This window comes from Staphylococcus sp. EG-SA-17 (assembly GCF_017151845.1).
Taxonomy (GTDB): domain Bacteria; phylum Bacillota; class Bacilli; order Staphylococcales; family Staphylococcaceae; genus Staphylococcus; species Staphylococcus aureus.
This window is the reverse complement of record NZ_JACVZO010000011.1, coordinates 58,563-77,835: the sequence shown is the minus strand read 5'-3', so window position 1 is coordinate 77,835 and position 19,273 is coordinate 58,563. Positions and strand designations below refer to the sequence as shown.

Genomic DNA, 19,273 nt, shown 5'->3' with positions numbered 1-19,273 from the left:
CCATGACCGTTTTCATGTTATCTGTTACAAGTTCATTAGGCACACCTCCCATTAGCTCAAACGCTTGTGTCAATAAATTAAATAAGACATCACTTGATTTATTCATTGTCACTTGCATGATTACAAAGCGGGAATAAGGAAGTAGTAGTACGCCTATATTTAGTGAAACGATTTGATTATCCTTCGTTTTAAAGTTAATGCCTTCTTTCCAGTCAAACTGTGCTTGATGACCGGCTTTTGTCTCGAATCTCGGTGTGCCTTTAGGCGACATCTGTTGATAACCTTTCATAAAATAACGATTAAACTCATCATGTTTAAGGATATAAGCTCTAAATGTAGAATAGGCACACATTAACCCATGTTTATCCTTCAAATATTGCCAAAGAATACGCTTATAGTAGAACTTTTGTTCGCTAGAGTCTGAAAGTAATTTTTCGATGATAGGGTAATACTTGTCAATAATAGACTGACGATTTCTCTTTTTGGTTGGCTCAAAGCCATTTAAATATTTATCAACTGTTCTTCTATCAACACCCATGTGTCTCGCTATTTCACTTTTGTTTATTTTCATGTTTAAGTTCTCCATAACAATTTTTAATTTTGGTAAATCTGTAAGAGTAGTAACTTCAAAATCAGTATTTATGTCTAAAGATAATTTCATTGTTGTTCACCTCAATAAAATTATCTCTAGTTTTTTAAAAATTGTACATGTTTAAACAATCAAAAGTGTACATTATTAAATTATCATTTCCAGTCAAGAAAGGTTCTTAGCGACGAACGAGAAATGTAAAGTATAATAAAAAGCAGTCATAAGATGATTTCAATCAGAAATCAATTTATGACTGCTTTTCTTACTATGTGCTAAATTAACAATGAATATAACATCTTATTTTCATTAATATAAATATTGGAAGGATCGAAATGATTTACACGTTGTTTGAGTTGTATTAAATCATCATCATCTTTAAGTTGAATACCAATAATGACAGTACCTGTATTTTGAGAAGATTTTTTTAAGTATTCAAATTTAGTAATATCGTCTTGAGGTCCTAATACGTCATTTACAAATTCTCTCAATGCACCTGGACGTTGAGGGAAATTTAAGATAAAGTAATGCTTCATTTCTTCGTATAGTAATGAACGTTCTTCAATTTCTTTCATTCGATTAATATCATTATTACCACCACTAATGACACAAACCACTGTTTTACCTTTAATATGATCTTTATAGTTTTCAAGCGCACTTACACTTAAAGCGCCAGCGGGTTCTGCTACTATTGCTTGTTTTGAATACATATCCAAAATTGTTGAACATACAGCACCTTCATCCACTTGTACGTAGTTATCTACATTTTTTTTGGCAATTTCAAAAGTAATATCGCCAACTCTGGCTACAGAAGCTCCATCGACAAATTTATCGATATTAGGTAATGTGATAACCTGATTATTTACGACAACAGATTCATACATACTACTAGCACCTGAAGGTTCAACTCCGATAATTTTTGTGTTGGGAGAATAGGATTTAAAATAGGTACTAATACCTGAAATTAAACCACCACCACCAATTGCGGCAAATAGATAATCAAAGTTAACATTGTCAGACTTTGCTTGTTCTAGCATTTCTTTAGCAAGCGTACCTTGTCCAGAAATTGTATGAACATTATTGAATGGATCTATAAAGTTCATTTGATGTTCACTTGTATAAGTTAAAGCTTCAGCTAAACAGTGATCAAATGTATCACCAGTGAGTACAACTTCAACGTTACTATTTCCAAAGAACTTTACTTGATTTACCTTTTGTAAAGGTGTAGTGACTGGCATAAAGATAACAGCGTTTAAATTAAGTTTTTTAGCTGTATAGGCAACACCTTGAGCATGATTACCTGCACTCGCACATGTAATTCCTTTACTTTTAGCTTCATCTGATAAAACAGAAATAGCGTTGTAAGCACCTCTTAATTTAAAAGAACGTACCCATTGTAAATCTTCTCGTTTTAAATAAACTTTACAATCATACTTTTGAGATAAGTAATGGTCTAATTGTAAAGGTGTTTCTTTGACAATATCTTTAAGTCTTAAAAATGCTTCATCGATATCCTTCGTAGAAACTGTTGTTTTGACTGTCATAATATTCAACTCCCTTAAAGTGATTTTTCATATTTTTCTATTAATGATTCATATTGTAGGGTGATTGCAATGTCATCTAAGCCATTTACAAGTTTATTCTTCCAAGTTTCATCAATTTCAAAATGGAAACTCTTGTCTGGTGATGACACAGTTTGATTTGGTAAATCGACCTCAATTTCAACATATTTAGCAAGATGTTCACGTGCATTTTTTTCTAAAACAATTGGTAACATTGCATTTTTTGTACAATTCATATAAAAAATGTCACTGAAACTTCCTGCAATAATAATATGAAAGCCATAGTCCTTAAGTGCCCAAGCTGCATGTTCACGACTTGAACCACATCTAAAATTATCTCCAGTAATTAATATGGATGCACCTTTATATTGAGGCTTATTTGGATTGAAATCAGGATTATCTGAACCATCAGGTAAGTACCGCCATTCATCAAAAGCAAATGGACCAAAGCCACTTTTTGAAATACGCTTTAAGTGTACTTTAGGAATGATTTGATCTGTATCGATATTATCGTTGAAAAGAGGGACTATTTTACCTTTATATGTTGTAATAGGTTTGATTGCTGCCATTTAAACAACCACCTTTCTTACGTCCACAAATTTACCATGAATAGCTGCTGCTGCTGCCATAGCAGGGGATACTAAATGTGTTCTAGCACCTTTGCCTTGTCGTCCTTCGAAGTTTCGATTACATGTAGATGCACAATGTACACCCTCAGGTACTTGGTCAGGATTCATGCCTAAACACATTGAACATCCTGGTTCACGCCATTCAAATCCTGCATTTTTAAAGATAGTATCTAGACCTAATTTTTCAGCTTCTTTTTTTACTGTACGAGAACCTGGTACGACAATAGCTGTAATATTTGGGTGAACTTTATTTCCTTTAACAATATGACTAGCTTCAATCAAATCTGATAGTCTAGCATTTGTACATGAACCGAGGAAAACATACCCTAAGTCGATATCTTCAGCTTTTTGACCTGGTTCTAACCCCATATAATCATACGCACGTTGATCGTTGATATCATTGATTTCAGGGAATGGTTCACTGAAATTAACACCCATTTCAGGATTAGTTCCCCATGTCACTTGTGGTTCTAATGTTGAAACATCAAGTTCAATTACACGATCAAATATCGCGTCGTCATCAGAATATAGCTCACGCCACTTATCAACTGATTTAGCGAAGTTATCGGCAAATGGTCTCCCTTTAACATATTCAAATGTTATATCATCAGGTTGGATTATGCCGTATTTGGCACCACCTTCGATAGCCATGTTACAAATAGTCATTCGACCGTCCATTGAAAGGTTTTTAATTGTTTCGCCAGTAAATTCCAAAGCATAGCCTGTACCAAAGTCAACACCATACGTTTTAATTAAATGCAGAATAATGTCCTTAGCATAGACGCCTGTTGGTAAGGTACCATTAATATCGATTTTTAAGTTTTTGGGTTTTGTTTGCCATAGCGTTTGAGTTGCGAAAACATGTTCAACTTCACTTGTTCCAATTCCAAATGCAATAGCACCAAATGCTCCATGTGTTGCTGTGTGAGAGTCACCACAAACGATTGTTTTGCCGGGCTGTGTAAGTCCTGTCTCAGGTCCTACCATGTGAACAATACCTTGTTCATCAGAGCCCATATCAAAAATATGCACCCCAAAATCTATGGCGTTTTTTTGTAATGTTGTGATTTGTTTGTTTGCAATTTCATCTTTAATATTGAAAATATCAATAGTAGGAACATTGTGATCGAGTGTTGCAAATGTTAAATCTGGGCGTCTTAATTTTCTGTTTTGAAGCTAAGTCCTTCAAATGCTTGAGGAGAAGTAACTTCATGTATAAGGTGTAAATCAATGTATAATAGTTGCGGTTCGCCCAATTTCCCGTATAACACATGTCTGTTCCACACCTTGTCAAATAATGTTTGACCCATTTACATCTCCCCCTTAGTGATTCAATTTTTGAGATAGAATTTCGAAAATATCAGTAGTATTCAGTTTGCCCATGTTCAATCATGTTGTAAATATGTTGTTCTAATTCATCTGCAGCATCTGGTTGATTTAAGCTTTCACGTAAACACATCGCTAAAGATAGAATCATTCCAAATGGATTGGCAACGTTTTTACCTGCAATATCTGGTGCTGATCCATGAATAGGCTCATATAATCTTGGACCATCGTTACTAAAACTAGCAGAAGGTGATAAACCAAGTGAACCAGGAATCACTGAAGCTTCATCACTTAAAATATCGCCAAATAAGTTTTCACAAACTATGACGTCAAATTGTTTTGGATTTGTGATTAAATGCATGCTACAAGCATCAACAAGTAAGTGATTTACTGTTACTTCTGGATATAATTGACTCACTTCATTTACGACTTTGCGCCACAATTTACTAGAAGCTAATACATTTTCTTTATCAACTGATGTTAGTTTTCCTCGTCTTGAAGCAGCCAATTTAAATGCTACGTGAACAATGCGTTCTATTTCTTCTCTTGTATAAGTAAGAGAATCTAAGGCCTCGTGATTATTAAAATGTCTAGGTTCTCCAAAATAAATACCACTTGTCAATTCACGGACTATAACTAAATCTGTGCCTTCAACGCGATCTTCCTTTAAAGGTGATAAAGAACTAGCGCCTTTGACAACGATAGTGGGGCGTATATTTGCAAATAAATTTAATGATTTACGTAATTTTAATAATCCTTGTTCTGGTCGATTGTTAGGATCTGTCCATTTAGGTCCACCGATTGCACCCAGTAAAATAGCATCTGCTCTTTTACACGCATTTAAGGTTTTCTCAGTTAAAGGCTCGCCGAATGTATCAATAGAGGCACCACCAAATTCGTGGTGCTCTATTTGATAATTAAAGTTATATTTATTACTTATAATTTCAAGCAAGGATAGAGATCCGTTCAAAATTTCTGGACCGATTCCATCACCAGGTAGGGCAACAATGTTATAAGTCATAATTAATTACCTACCTTTTCAACATTTTCAGCTGCAAATTTAGCATGTGCTTCTACGTATGCTTTACAAGAGGCTTGTAAAATATCATGATCAATACCAAAGCCATTGACAGTCTTACCTTCAATCAATAAATTTACATGTACTTCTGCTTGGGCATCAGTACCTTCAGTGACAGAATTAATACGATAATCAATTAATTCTGTCTCTTTTTGGAAAATACGATCAACTGCATTGTAAATTGCTACGATTGAACCAGTACCAATACTTGAATCCTGGTAAATATGATCCTCTTTATCTTTAACAACAACAACAGCACTTTGAAGGCCGCTAGAGACATATTGTAGTTGCAGTGTTTCCAATTTATAAAGTGCTTGATGCTCATGCTCAGAACCTTGAATAATCGCATGAATATCTCTATCTGAAACAGATTTCTTTTTGTCCGCAATGGCCTTGAATTGTTTAAATAAATCTATTTGCGCTTCTTTATCAATGTCATAACCTAATGCTTTTAACTTCTCTGAGAAGGCGTGTTTACCAGATAATTTTCCTAATGGAAGTTCAGTCGTGCTTACACCAACAAGTTGAGGTGTCATAATTTCATATGTTTCACGATGTTTTAATACGCCATCTTGGTGAATACCTGATTCATGACTAAATGCATTTTGGCCAACAATTGCTTTATTTCTAGGCACTCGAATACCTGCATATCTTGAAATTAAATCCGATGTTTTTTTAGTTTCTTCGAGATTAAGGGCAGTTTGAGCACCATAATAATCATTTCGAACGTATAGTGCAAGCGCGACTTCTTCAAGTGCTGCATTACCTGCTCGTTCACCAATACCATTTACAGTGCCTTCAATTCGTCTTGCACCGCCTTCAATTGCAGCTAAACTATTTGAAACAGCCATTCCTAAATCGTCATGGCAATGAGCACTATAAATAATTTCATTTGAAGATGTTACAGATTCTGTTAAGGTTTTGAAAATATGTGCATATTCATCATGGTAACTGTAGCCGACTGTATCAGGAATATTAATAACTGTAGCTCCAGCGTCAACGGCAGTTTGTACACATTTCACTAAGAATGGTAATTCAGTACGCGTTGCATCTTCAGGTGAAAATTGAACAACGTCAAATAATTGTTTCGCGTATGTGACATGTTCTTTAATAGATGCTAAAACGTCTTCTTGAGACATTTTAAGTTTATGTTCAAGATGAATAGGTGATGTTGCTATAAAAACATGCACGACCGGCTTCGCTGCATCTTTTGTTGCTTCATATACAGCATCGATGTCAGATTTTTTACATCTAGCTAAACCACATACAGCCGTTGTTGTTAATGTTTGTGCAATTGCTTGAACAGATTTAAAGCTACCTGTACTTGAAGCAGGAAATCCAGCTTCAATAACATCTACACCCCATTTTTCTAATTGCAATGCAATACGCAAGCGTTCATCAAAAGTAAAATTCACTCCTGGTGTTTGTTCACCGTCTCTTAGTGTCGTATCAAAAATTTGAATATGACTACTCATATTTAACAACTCCTCATTGTAGGTCTATCTTATTTTTCAATGCTTTTAGATTTAATAAAAGGCATCATTTCGCGTAATTCACGACCAACTTTTTCAATTTGATGACCATGTTGTTCTTCGCGTAATTTATAAAATTCTTTGAATCCATTTTTATTGTCTTCGATAAAGCGATTACTGAAGTTACCATTTTGGATATCAGTTAATACAGCTTTCATATTTTCTTTAACATCTGGTGTGATAACACGTGGTCCTGAAACATAGTCACCAAATTCAGCAGTATTTGAAATTGAGTAACGTACATTTTCCATACCGCCTTCATACATCAAATCAACGATTAATTTCATTTCATGTAATACTTCAAAATAAGCTAATTCTGGTTGATAACCCGCTTCTACTAATGTTTCAAAGCCACTTTGAATTAATTTCGATACACCACCGCAAAGTACTGCTTGTTCACCAAATAAATCTGTCTCAGTTTCTTCTTTAAATGTTGTTTCAATAACACCTGCACGAGTTGCACCAATACCTTTTGCATAACTTAAAGCAATATTACGTGCTTGACCTGAAGCGTCTTGTTGAATACCAAATAGTGATGGTACAGCAGAACCTTCAACAAATGTACGTCTAACTAAATGACCCGGTCCTTTAGGAGCTACTAAAAATACATCAACATCAGCTGGTGGTTGAATAACACTAAAATGAATGTTAAAGCCATGAGCAAATGCAAGCGCATTATGTTTTTCTAAATTTGGTTCAATTTCGTTTTTGTATACATCACCTTGAATTTCATCAGGTAATAGCACCATAATTACATCAGCTTGCTTAACTGCTTCTGCAACAGGGAACACATCAAATCCATCTTCTTTAGCTTTGTCAAAAGAACGACCTGGGCGAATACCGATGACTACATCATATCCATTGTCTTTTAAGTTTTGTGCATGCGCGTGGCCTTGTGATCCATAACCTACTACTGCAATTTTTTTGCCTTGTAAAGCGTCCGTTTTTACATCTTGATCATAATAAACTGTTGTCATAATAAATTCCTCCAAATAATTAAATATTTTGTTTTTTTGAAAATTCTGAAATATAACTTTGTAATAGTGGCAGATGTTAACTAGCAGCCTATGATATATCTATAACTAATTAGCGCATCATTGCCTTTGTCTTAAAATTAAGCTTCGTTATCAACAAGGTCGTAGCATTCAACCGTTAAAACATTAATTTGTTGTTTTAATTTTTTAATTAATATATGAAGTGATGTATCATCTTGAATATCGACTTGAATTTCCATGTTAGAAATCCCAGGTTGTTCAGAATGTGTAACATGTAATGTATCGATATTATATTGTAGGCGAACAAAAGCACTTGTAATTCGATTTAGCGTGCTGACTTGATCCGCAACTTGTAATTTAAGAATTCTTGTCATTATAAGCCCTCCATTTCATGATTTGATTTGCCACTCGGAACCATTGGGTTTACAGCTTCAGTAGGGGAAATACGAACCTCAATTAAAGCTGGTCCTTGATAAGCAAACGCTGCATCTAATTGTTCTTCCAGTTGTTCTGGCTTATCGATTAAGAAACCTTTGACGCCATATGCTTCTGCCATTTTCATAAAATCAGGTTGACCATTAAATACTGAGTGTGAGAAGCGTTGATTAAAGAACTTATCTTGCCATTGTTTAACCATACCTAGTGTTCCATTATTGATTAGTACGATTTTGACATCTAAACCATATTCGGGTAATAGTGCCATTTCTTGGTTTGTCATTTGGAAACCACCGTCACCGACGAAACATACGACTGTTTTATCAGGATTAGCTAATTTGGCACCAATTGACGAAGGAATACCGAATCCCATTGTTCCTAAACCACCACTTGTAACCCATTGTCCGTGATTTTTAAATGGATAAAATTGAGCTGCCCACATTTGATGTTGTCCCACGTCTGTAGTAACAATTGCTTCACCATTTGTAATTTTGCCGATATATTCGATTGTTTGTTGTGGCTTACAAAATACTGGATCTTTTTCACCAAGTTTAAATGGGTGTTTCTGCTTATTATTTTGACAATGTTTAACCCAGTCACTGTGTGCTATAGTCTCAACATTTTTATCATTTAAACATTCTAAAAATCTTTTACAGTCTGCAATAATACCTAAATCTGCATGAATAACTTTATTGATTTCTGAAGGATCAATATCTACATGTACAATTTTGGCGTTAGGTGCAAAGGCATCAGGTTTGCTTGCTAATCTATCATCGAAGCGGCTACCTAAATTAATGAGTAAATCACACTCAGTTAATGCCATGTTACTAGCATAAGAACCATGCATACCTCCCATACCTAAAAATAGTGTATCCTCATAAGGTACAGCACCTAGACCTAGTAAAGTAGTAACTGTTGGGATTTGATGTTTATTAACAAACTGTGTTAATAATTGATTTGATTTTGATTGATTAATACCTGCGCCGGCTAATACGACAGGCTTTTTCGCTTCTTTTAAAAGTGAGATGAAAGTGTCAATGTCTTTATTTTCTGGTTCTGTAACAACTTCATAACCTGGAATATTGATTTCGTCGCATAAATCCACATTTGTAGCTAAAACACCCATATCTTTTGGAAAATCAATCACTACAGGACCTTTGCGTCCAGAATTCGCTACATGGAAAGCTTCGTGTACGATTTTAGGGATATCTTCAACACGTTTCACTTGATAATTTTGTTTTGTAATTGGTGAAGTCATAGATAGAATATCCGCTTCTTGGAATGCATCTTTACCAATGCCTGGTGTAGCAACTTGTCCGGTGAATACAACTAGAGGTAAAGAGTCGCAATGTGCATCCGTAATACCTGTCATTACATTTGTTGCACCTGGACCGCTTGTAACTACAACGACGCCAGTTTTACCAGATACACGTGCATAACCTTCTGCAGCATGAACAGCACCTTGTTCGTGTCTTGCTAAAATATGTTTGATTTTACCATCATAAAACGTGTCATATAAAGGTAGTACGGCACCACCAGGATAACCGAATAAATAATCCACATTTTCTTTAAGTAGAGCTTCTACTAGCACTTCTGATCCTGAACGCATATCATTTAAAGTTTTTTCATTTAGTTGTTCGGGTTCAAGTGATTCAGCCATTTTTAAAGGGTCAATATTTTGGTTTACTTCATGTTGAGTTTTAGACATTTTAACCATCTCCAATATAAAAATAAATTAAATTAAATTCTCAGGGACTTGCATGACGCCACCTGTATTTGCGCTAGTTACTAGGGCAGTATAACGAGCTAGATAACCTGTTTTTACTTTCGCTTTAAATGGTGTTAAAGATTCTCGGCGACGCGCTAGAACATCTTCAGGCTGGTTTACGTTTAATGTACGATTTGTTAAATCAATAGTAATCTCATCTCCATCTTCAATTAAGGCAATTGGTCCACCAGATGCAGCTTCAGGGGAAATATGACCAACTGCAATACCTCTTGTGGCACCGGAAAAACGCCCATCAGTAATTAATGCAACATCTTTACCTAAGCCGCGACCAACAATAGAGGAAGTAGGTGCTAACATTTCAGGCATACCTGGTCCACCTTTAGGTCCTTCATATCTAATGACAACGACGTGGCCTGCACGAACGGTACGATTGTCTATTGCTTCAACAGCTTCATCATGCGAATTGAAACAAATTGCTTTCCCAGTAAATGTTTTGATAGATGGATCAACGCCGCCAACTTTAATAACTGCGCCTTTAGGGGCGATATTACCAAATAAGATAGATAAACCGCCTTGTGCATCATATGGTGCATCAAGAGGGTGAATGACATCAAAGTTCTTAATTTCTTTGCCTTCGTTATTTTCACGTAACGTTTTGCCAGTAACTGTGATTCTATCTGGGTGTAACGTGCCATCTTTCTTCATCAATTCATTAATAATTGCTGGGACGCCACCAGCTTCATGCACATCATGCATTGAATACGATGAACTAGGTGCTATTTTTGATAAATATGGCGTGCGTTTGGCAATAGCATTAATGCGCTCTAAGTCATAATCAATACCAGCTTCATTGGCAATGGCTAACGTATGCAGTACTGTGTTTGTTGAACCACCCATAGCCATATCAAGTGCAAATGCATCATCAATTGCTTCGCGAGTAACGATATCACGTGGTTTTAAATCATTTTTAATATTTTCAACTAATTTAAAAGCTGCTTGGCGAATCATTTCGCGTCGTTGATCACTGACTGCAAGTGCAGTACCGTTGTATGGTAATGCTAGACCTAAAACTTCCATCAAACAGTTCATTGAATTTGCAGTAAACATCCCAGCACATGAACCACAAGTAGGGCAGGCATTTTGTTCCATATCTAAAAATTCTTCTTTAGAAATCGATCCTTCTTTAAATGCGCCGACTGCTTCAAACATTGATGAAAGTGTTAATGCTTTTCCATGTGCAGATAAGCCAGCTTTCATTGGTCCACCAGAGCAAAAGATAGCTGGTACGTTTGTCCTCATGGCTGCTAAAATCATACCGGGTGTAATCTTGTCACAATTAGGAATGTAAAATACGCCGTCAAACCAATGAGCGTTAATTACAGTTTCAGCTGCATCTGCAATAATTTCACGTGATGGTAGAGAATATCGCATTCCGATATGTCCCATAGCTATTCCATCATCAACACCAATTGTATTGAATTCAAATGGAATGGCACCGGCTTCTCTAATTGCTTCTTTAGCTATATCTGCAAGCTCTCTTAAATGAACATGTCCAGGAACAATATCAATATAAGAGTTACAAATAGCTACAAATGGTTTGTTCATATCAGTTGGACTTTTTAGCGCGCCCGTGGCATGTAAAAGACTTCTTGCTGGTGCTTGGTGATCTCCTTTTTTGATCATGTCGCTTCGCATAGTAAATTCCCCCGTAAATTTTAATGATTAATCATGTTTTATAGTAATAAAAATAAGTAATTGAAAGATAAAACATAAAAAAACGTCCCAATATTATTGGGACGTTTACAAGTCCCATTCAAACAGAAATAGGACTTAAAGCGTTTAGTAAATATTTACTAACGTTCGAGTCCTAAAGAGTATAATAAAATAATAATATTTGAAGTTGTCGGTTGATGTTCAGTATATTGATTAAGCATTTTATTATACTCCTTCCGTGAATGGTATATATCACTTTAATAGTTAGAATTGTCTAAAAATTTGATAAATTTAATTTACTATATCTGCTTTAGTATGTCAACAAATATTTTAAATTTTCTTACAATTAACTTTGAAGAGATAATCTGTTTCAAAGATAAGAAATTTAAGTTGAAATTTGTTACAATATAAAGGTTAAATATAAAGTTAGATACGATTGAACAATGGATAATCATTTTTATGAATGAAAAGCACAATATAGGAGAATCAACATTGATAAAGATAAATAATTTAGATGAAATGAATCAATTTGCTATGTTTTTAGTTGAGCAATTGAAAAGTGGTGATTTGATTTTACTTAACGGAGATTTAGGAGCAGGTAAAACAACGTTAACGCAATTTATAGGAAAAGCTCTTGGTGTAAGACGAACGATTAATTCCCCGACATTTAACATCATTAAATCATATAGGGGTAAAAATTTAAAATTGCATCATATGGATTGTTATCGCTTAGAAGATTCTGATGAAGATTTAGGGTTTGATGAATTTTTCGAAGATCAGGCAATTACTGTTATTGAATGGAGTCAATTTATAAAAGATTTACTTCCATCGACGCATTTATCTATTAATATTTCAACAATATCTGAAAATACAAGACAAATTGAGTTGTTCGCGCAAGGAGAACATTATGAACAAATTAAGGAGGCAATTATCCATGAATTCGCTGCTCATTGATACATCGAATCAACCATTATCAGTAGCATTGATGCAAAACGATGAAGTTTTAGCTGAAATAACTACGGATTCTAAACAAAATCATTCAGTGCAATTAATGCCTGCGATTAGTCAGCTATTTGAGCAGAGCAAAATAGCTAAACAGCAATTAGATGCGATTATTGTTGCTGAAGGTCCTGGTTCATATACTGGCTTACGTATCGGTGTTACTGTTGCTAAAACATTAGCGTATGCGTTAGATGTTAAATTATATGGTGTTTCATCATTAAAGGCATTGGCAGCAACAATCGATCATACTGATAAATTATTGGTTCCTGTGTTTGATGCAAGACGACAAGCAGTTTATACAGGCATATTCCAGTGGCAAAATGGTCAATTAGTGACTATTTTAGAAGATCAATATATGTCGATAGAGGCATTGCGAGCTTTTTTAGAAGATTTAAACCAACCATTTATTTATATTGGGAAAGATACTGTAAAATTACAAGATGAATTACAAGGTGATGTGATTGCGCAGCTACCAAATGCATCAGTCATGCATCAATTGATAGATAAACCTTCAGACGTACATACATTTACTCCTAAATACCATAAATTAGCTGAGGCGGAACGAAATTGGATCAACAGTCAAAAGAACAATTAAACATTAGAGAGATGACCAAAGAAGATGTGCCACAAGTCTTTGATATTGAGCGTCGGAGTTTCAATGATAGTTCTTGGACAATTGACGCATTTTATCATGAAATAGAACAAAATAACTTTGCGAAATATTTTGTCTTAGAATTTGAACAACAAATTATTGGTTATTTAGGTTTATGGATTGTTATCGATCAAGCTCAAATTACGACAGTTGCAATCGATGATAATTATAGAGGCTATGGTTTAGGTCAAATGCTTTTAAAATACGGAATAAACTATGCAAGTCACACTTGTGATGTGATGAGTTTAGAAGTAAGAGTTAATAATAAAGTGGCACAACATGTATATGAAAATTTAGGATTTCAATATGGTGGTAAACGTAAAAATTATTATGGTGAAGGTGAGGACGCAATGGTTATGTGGGTGAATTTAAATGACTAAAGATATATTAATACTAGCTGTTGAAACAAGTTGTGATGAAACAAGCGTTAGTGTTATAAAAAATGGCAGAGATATTTTATCAAATACAGTTTTAAGTCAGATTGAAAGTCATAAACGATTTGGCGGTGTCGTTCCCGAAGTGGCAAGTAGACATCACGTTGAAGGTATAACAACAACAATAAACGAGGCTCTAGTGGATGCCGATGTATCAATGGAAGATATTGATGCCATAGCGGTTACAGAAGGCCCTGGACTAATTGGTGCGTTACTAATAGGTGTTAATGCAGCCAAAGCATTGGCATTTGCTTACGATAAGCCACTTATTCCTGTTCATCATATTGCAGGACATATATATGCTAATCACATAGAAGAGCCATTAACATTCCCGCTAATTGCACTTATTGTTTCAGGTGGACATACTGAATTAGTTTATATGAAAGATCATTTATCATTTGAAGTCATTGGTGAAACACGAGATGACGCAGTAGGTGAAGCTTATGATAAAGTGGCACGAACAATTGGTTTAAATTATCCAGGTGGTCCACAAGTTGATCGGTTGGCTGCTGAAGGTGAAGATACTTATTCATTCCCTCGTGTTTGGTTGGATAAAGATAGTTATGATTTTAGTTTTAGTGGGTTGAAAAGTGCCGTAATCAATCAACTTCACAATCAACGACAAAAAAATATTCCAATCATTGAAGCTAACGTAGCAACGAGCTTTCAAAACAGTGTTGTAGAGGTGCTTACGTTTAAAGCTATTCAAGCTTGTAAAAAATATGGTGTTCAGCGATTAATTGTTGCTGGTGGCGTGGCGAGTAATAAAGGATTACGTCAATCTTTAGCGGATCAATGCAAAGTCAATGACATTCAATTAACTATCCCAAGTCCTAAATTATGCACAGATAATGCTGCAATGATAGGCGTTGCCGGCCACTATTTGTATCAGCAAGGTCGATTTGCTGATTTAGCATTAAATGGGCACAGCAATATAGATTTAGAAGAGTATTCTGCAGAATAAAATAAGCGTCAGTTATTAACATGATTACGATGAACATTATTGAAACTGTTCATAGTCTTCTGTCATGTGATAGCTGACGTTTTTATGTTTAAAGTTAAATGCTAAATTTTCGGGACATTATCTTTTGCTCGTTCATATATTTTTGTTGGAAATGAAGTGATTTTTAATAATTCGATGGCATTACGTGTATTTGCTTTGCCAGGCTTAATTTTGTAATCAAAATGTATGTTATTATTTTCTATTACCTCATTGAAATGATAATTTTCATAACGTTGTTTTAAGAGTTCAGCTAACTCAATATCATGTGTTGCTGCAATAACTCTAAAGTTAGATTTTTCATGTAAAAATGATAGTACTGATTCTGAAGCGGCAATTCGTTCAGTTGTGTTGGTACCTTTAAAAATTTCATCTATAAAGCAGTATATTTTTTGATTGTCTGGAATTTCAACAATACGCTTAATAGATTTTAATTCAGCCATAAAATAACTATCGCCTGATAACACATCATCGGCATTTGCCATTGACGTGAACACAATTCCAGGTTGATATACAAATTTGCTTGCGGTAACTGTTTGTATAGCCGATGCAAGAATAATGTTTATTGCTATGGATTTCATAAATGTTGATTTACCCGAAGCATTAGACCCAGTTAACAGTATATTTTGTGATAGTGAGAAATCATTGGCTACTGCATCTGCTATGAGTGGATGTGTTAACTCAGAGAATACTATGCCATCATTTGAATCATCAATTTGTGGTTCAGTATAGCATTCTAGCGTTCTACGATACATTGCTAATGCATAATGATTATCTAATTCAGCTATGTAATCGAAACAATTTTTTAGCTCATTCATATGTGTTGTATAGCTTTTTTGAATTGAATGGAATAAAACATAATCAAGCATGAAAATAAGTTTAACTAGTTTAATTACCATAGCTCCAATATCTTCATCATTAACTTCAGCTAAAACACTCGTTAAATGACGTGCTGTTCTAAATTGCTTAAAATTGACTTCGGGTTGTGGAGCATGTTTAATTTTTGAGATAGTATAGCCTTGTTTTAAAACATTGGATGCATAAAAGATAGACTTTAAGTCATCCTCATATGTACGCTTTAAAGTTGCAGATAAAATGATATTAAATAGGCAACTCATAAGAAATAATAAAATACCAACTTGTGAATTAATAAATATAACTGCAAATGAGATAACTGGTAAAAATGGGCATAGAAACAATATATTTTGACGTTTTACCGGTGTGATTTGGTCTGGAAATGTTGGATAAACAGTTTTACCAACCAAAGCTAAATGATATGTTACGTTTTTTCTAAATTCAGCATTATCATTAAATAAACTAAGTAATGATTTGTTCGTAATTGAAAGCATTCCACGTAAACAGGCATATAGCTTCATTTCACCAATAGCTGTTAAATTATAATTCATCTTATGAAAGATTGCATTCATATTTAAGTCGGACCAAGTTTTATCATCAACTAATGAATGTGATTCAAATTTTTCCTTGTAGAGCTTATACTCATAGTCGAAATGTGAGTTCGGTCTGATAAAAGCTTCTAATGGAGAAATCGTTTGCCATAATGTTTCCATAGATTTTAATAGACGTTGACGACTCATGTATCGTCCAACAATTCCTATTACAGATGTAAGTAGAATAATTGCTATAACAAATATTAAAAATGTTTGATTTGTGCTCATAAGTATCTCCTTATTTATTTTGAATAATATGTTTGATCTTGAGCTAACCACATCATTCGAATACTGTCATGAAGTAATTTCTCTATTCTACGACCAGAAAATACAGATTGAGTATATGCATATAAGATGATTTTTAACATCATTTTTGGATGATAGGATGTTGCGCCACGATGATGTCTGAATTCATCGAATTCGCTATCAGGTATCGTTTCAACAATTTCATTAACATATCGCGAAATATCATTTTGAGGAATTCTAACAAAAGTTTCTATTGGTAGTGTAAGTTGGGTCATGTTATAATCTTTATACATAAGGCACCTCGTTAATTTAGTTTAGTGGTATTTATTAAATTATACGAAAGTGTCTTATTTTTTTAAAGTATTTAAAAGTAAAATTACATGTTAATACGTAGTATTAATGGCGAGACTCCTGAGGGAGCAGTGCCAGTCGAAGACCGAGGCTGAGACGGCACCCTAGGAAAGCGAAGCCATTCAATACGAAGTATTGTATAAATAGAGAACAGCAGTGAGATATTTTCTAATTGAAAATTATCTTACTGCTGTTTTTTTAGGGATTTATGTCCCAGCCTTATTTCATAAAGAAAATGTCTTAACAATGGATTTTGGTAAAAACAATGTCAATAGAGAACATGCGTACTTATCAACAAAGAGTGTATAACTTGTGGATAAAAGGTGTTGATAAAGGCATTTATTGTGGATATCAGGTGGGGAAATAGAAAATAAATGATTGATTAGTGTTAATTTACTTGTGGATAACTAGGATAAGTCTGTGGATAGCTATAATATCAGCGTTTTTATTGTGAATAAAAAAATTAAAATTTGTAAAAAAATAACTCTAACTATAGCGATTTTACAGTTAGAGTTATGTATATTTTTATAGTTTTTGTTGTAATTCTTCCCATTTAGACATAGCGTGTTCTAATTTTTGTTCGCTATCTTGTTTTTGGATAGCTAATTCGTTTGCTTTTTGTGGATTGTTATACACTTCTGGTTGGGTTAATTGCTCGTCTATTTGTAAGATAGTAGTCTCTAAAGTTTCTATTTCATTTTCACACTCGGATATTTGTCGTTCAAGTTTGCGTTGTTCACGTCTTTGTTCTTTTTGGTTATGATACGACGATTGTTCCATAGACTTTTTATGTGCTTGTACGTTAACTGACTGTTCTTCTTGGTGCGCTTTCAACGCTTCCGCTTCCTCAACTTTTTCAATGTAATATTGATAATCTCCTAAATACATCTTTCCGCCATCAATTGTTAAATCAAATACCTTGTTTGCCAATTGGTTAATAAAGTAACGATCATGGGAAACAAATAGTATTGTTCCTTCAAAATGTTGGAGTGCTTGCTCTAACATTTCTTTTGAATCTATATCGAGGTGGTTGGTAGGTTCATCTAAAATAAGTACATTGTCACGCTGCAACATAAGTAGTGCTAGTTGTAAACGTGCTTTTTCACCACCAGATAAATCATTAATTATCTTTTTAACATCGTCTTGTACAAATAAGAAACGTCCAAGAACTGCACGAATATCTTTTTCATTCATTAACGGATATTGATCCCACACATAATCTAAAATCGTTTTACTAGATTTAAATTCTGCTTGTTTTTGATCATAATAACCAATTTGTAAATTTGCGCCGAAAGTAATATCGCCATTAAGCGCTTTTTGTTGATTAGCAATAGTTTTAATTAAGGTCGATTTTCCAATACCATTTGGCCCAATGATTGCTATATGATCGCCTTTAGAGACCTCTATACTGATAGGTTTGGTAATTGCAGTTTGATAACCGATTTCTAAATTTTTTACATGCATGACGTCATTACCTGTATTCCGGTCAAAGCCAAATTGAATATTTGCACTTTTGGCATCTAACATTGGTTTATCAATGCGTTCCATTTTTTCTAAAATCTTACGTCTACTTTTTGCCATTCCACTTGTTGAAGCACGTGTAATATTTTTCTCAACAAAAGTTTCTAATCGTTTTATTTCTGCTTGTTGGCTTTCATATTCTTGCATTCGTTTTTGATAGTATAAATCCCGTTGCTGTATAAATTTCTCGTAATTACCAACATAGCGTTTGACATCACCTAAAGCCACATCATAAATTTGAGTAACTATTTTATCTAAAAAGTAACGATCATGGCTGATGATGACGATTGCACCTTTAAAATAACGTAGATAATCTTCAAGCCACTTTGTCGTTTCTAAATCTAAGTGGTTAGTAGGTTCATCTAAAAGTAATAAATCAGGTTCATTTAATAGCATTTGAGCTAAAGATAAACGTGTTTTTTGGCCACCGCTAAAATCATTGATAGGTTTATTGAAATCTTCTTCACTAAAATTTAACCCGTGAAGTACTGTTTTAATTTTACTTTCATATTGATATCCTTCTAATTGTTCAAATTGATTCGATAAAGATTCATAACGGGACATATGTGTTTTATATGTATCACTATCGTAATCATTTGCATGTTTTGATAACCAATCTGTTTCTTCTTTGATTAAGCTTTCCATTCGTTTAATATGTTCAAATGGTTTTGACATTTCTTCAAAAACTGTTGCATTAGAATTTAAAGTCATTTGTTGAGTTAAATAACCTAGTTTTAAGTTTTTAATTTTTGACACATTTCCAGAATCATAGTTTTCTACGCCAGCTATAATTTTCATCAATGTTGATTTACCGGCGCCATTTCTTCCTACGATACCAATTCGTTCGCCAGTTTTCACTTCAAAATCAACATCAGTAAATATATCTTCACCATCGAACGATTTTGATATATGATTGAGTTGTAAAAGTATCATTCGATCTTCACCTTTCGTCTTTCTCAAATTTTATTAACTTATGAAAAAAGTCGTAATTATTACATTAATAACCATTTTACAGTATAAAACGCCGTCTTGAA

16 protein-coding genes and 3 pseudogenes are annotated in these 19,273 nt (G+C 34.2%); 5 read left to right on the top strand and 14 right to left on the bottom strand.

Annotated elements, in window-relative coordinates:
• The 11 genes and pseudogenes from IDG65_RS07300 to IDG65_RS07250 all read right to left on the bottom strand — a co-directional run.
• Positions 1-661, bottom strand: a 661-nt coding sequence (locus IDG65_RS07300; protein WP_206174062.1) for a transposase, incomplete at its 3' end; no start/stop codon positions are given.
• A gap of 200 nt (positions 662-861) precedes the next feature.
• Complete coding sequence (ilvA, locus tag IDG65_RS07295; RefSeq protein WP_000216849.1) at positions 862-2,130, bottom strand: threonine ammonia-lyase IlvA; 1,269 nt, start codon at positions 2,128-2,130, stop codon at positions 862-864.
• Between the two features lie 14 nt (positions 2,131-2,144).
• Entirely contained in the window at positions 2,145-2,717 is a 573-nt protein-coding gene (gene leuD / locus IDG65_RS07290) for a 3-isopropylmalate dehydratase small subunit (protein WP_061385144.1), read from the bottom strand.
• A pseudogene (gene leuC / locus IDG65_RS07285) lies at positions 2,718-4,087 on the bottom strand (3-isopropylmalate dehydratase large subunit).
• A gap of 13 nt (positions 4,088-4,100) precedes the next feature.
• Positions 4,101-5,124: pseudogene (gene leuB, locus IDG65_RS07280) on the bottom strand (3-isopropylmalate dehydrogenase).
• 2 nt (positions 5,125-5,126) lie between these two features.
• A complete protein-coding gene (locus IDG65_RS07275; protein WP_000094586.1) occupies positions 5,127-6,656 on the bottom strand; it encodes a 2-isopropylmalate synthase in 1,530 nt (509 codons plus the stop codon).
• Positions 6,657-6,685: 29 nt separating this feature from the next.
• On the bottom strand, positions 6,686-7,690 hold the full coding sequence (gene ilvC, locus IDG65_RS07270; RefSeq protein ID WP_000214559.1) for a ketol-acid reductoisomerase: 1,005 nt from the start codon (positions 7,688-7,690) through the stop codon (positions 6,686-6,688).
• A gap of 137 nt (positions 7,691-7,827) precedes the next feature.
• On the bottom strand, positions 7,828-8,082 hold the full coding sequence (locus IDG65_RS07265; protein ID WP_000196911.1) for an ACT domain-containing protein: 255 nt from the start codon (positions 8,080-8,082) through the stop codon (positions 7,828-7,830).
• Positions 8,082-9,851 (bottom strand): biosynthetic-type acetolactate synthase large subunit, encoded by a 1,770-nt coding sequence (ilvB, locus tag IDG65_RS07260; RefSeq protein WP_000047817.1) that lies wholly within the window; start codon positions 9,849-9,851, stop codon positions 8,082-8,084. Before ilvB ends, IDG65_RS07265 begins: the two co-directional genes overlap by 1 nt.
• Before the next feature lie 27 nt (positions 9,852-9,878).
• Positions 9,879-11,567: a dihydroxy-acid dehydratase gene (gene ilvD / locus IDG65_RS07255; protein WP_001255780.1), complete on the bottom strand. Its 1,689-nt coding sequence runs from the start codon at positions 11,565-11,567 to the stop codon at positions 9,879-9,881.
• Between the two features lie 317 nt (positions 11,568-11,884).
• Entirely contained in the window at positions 11,885-12,040 is a 156-nt protein-coding gene (locus IDG65_RS07250; RefSeq protein WP_001791591.1) for a hypothetical protein, read from the bottom strand.
• Between the two features lie 37 nt (positions 12,041-12,077).
• Here IDG65_RS07250 and tsaE point away from each other — a divergent pair, with 37 nt between their 5' ends.
• Genes tsaE through tsaD form a run of 4 tightly spaced genes read left to right on the top strand, consistent with a single transcriptional unit; the run spans position 12,078 to position 14,637 of the window.
• Positions 12,078-12,539: a tRNA (adenosine(37)-N6)-threonylcarbamoyltransferase complex ATPase subunit type 1 TsaE gene (gene tsaE, locus IDG65_RS07245; RefSeq protein WP_000590806.1), complete on the top strand. Its 462-nt coding sequence runs from the start codon at positions 12,078-12,080 to the stop codon at positions 12,537-12,539.
• On the top strand, positions 12,520-13,182 hold the full coding sequence (gene tsaB / locus IDG65_RS07240; RefSeq protein WP_001086739.1) for a tRNA (adenosine(37)-N6)-threonylcarbamoyltransferase complex dimerization subunit type 1 TsaB: 663 nt from the start codon (positions 12,520-12,522) through the stop codon (positions 13,180-13,182). Before tsaE ends, tsaB begins: the two co-directional genes overlap by 20 nt.
• Positions 13,155-13,619: a ribosomal protein S18-alanine N-acetyltransferase gene (rimI, locus tag IDG65_RS07235; protein ID WP_000372755.1), complete on the top strand. Its 465-nt coding sequence runs from the start codon at positions 13,155-13,157 to the stop codon at positions 13,617-13,619. The genes tsaB and rimI overlap by 28 nt, the downstream gene beginning before the upstream one ends.
• Entirely contained in the window at positions 13,612-14,637 is a 1,026-nt protein-coding gene (gene tsaD / locus IDG65_RS07230) for a tRNA (adenosine(37)-N6)-threonylcarbamoyltransferase complex transferase subunit TsaD (RefSeq protein ID WP_000159044.1), read from the top strand. Before rimI ends, tsaD begins: the two co-directional genes overlap by 8 nt.
• A 101-nt stretch (positions 14,638-14,738) precedes the next feature.
• Here tsaD and IDG65_RS07225 read toward each other — a convergent pair whose 3' ends face one another.
• Positions 14,739-16,349: a MutS family DNA mismatch repair protein gene (locus IDG65_RS07225; protein WP_000106334.1), complete on the bottom strand. Its 1,611-nt coding sequence runs from the start codon at positions 16,347-16,349 to the stop codon at positions 14,739-14,741.
• Positions 16,350-16,378: 29 nt separating this feature from the next.
• A pseudogene (locus tag IDG65_RS07220) lies at positions 16,379-16,660 on the bottom strand (transposase); the annotation flags it as partial.
• A 311-nt stretch (positions 16,661-16,971) separates the two neighbouring features.
• Here IDG65_RS07220 and IDG65_RS07215 point away from each other — a divergent pair.
• Positions 16,972-17,085: a hypothetical protein gene (locus tag IDG65_RS07215; protein WP_075583718.1), complete on the top strand. Its 114-nt coding sequence runs from the start codon at positions 16,972-16,974 to the stop codon at positions 17,083-17,085.
• Positions 17,086-17,243: 158 nt separating this feature from the next.
• Here IDG65_RS07215 and IDG65_RS07210 read toward each other — a convergent pair whose 3' ends face one another.
• The gene (locus tag IDG65_RS07210; RefSeq protein WP_000602064.1) at positions 17,244-19,172 is read right to left on the bottom strand and encodes an ABC-F family ATP-binding cassette domain-containing protein; all 1,929 of its coding nucleotides are present in this window, start codon (positions 19,170-19,172) and stop codon (positions 17,244-17,246) included.
• Positions 19,173-19,273 lie beyond the last annotated feature (101 nt).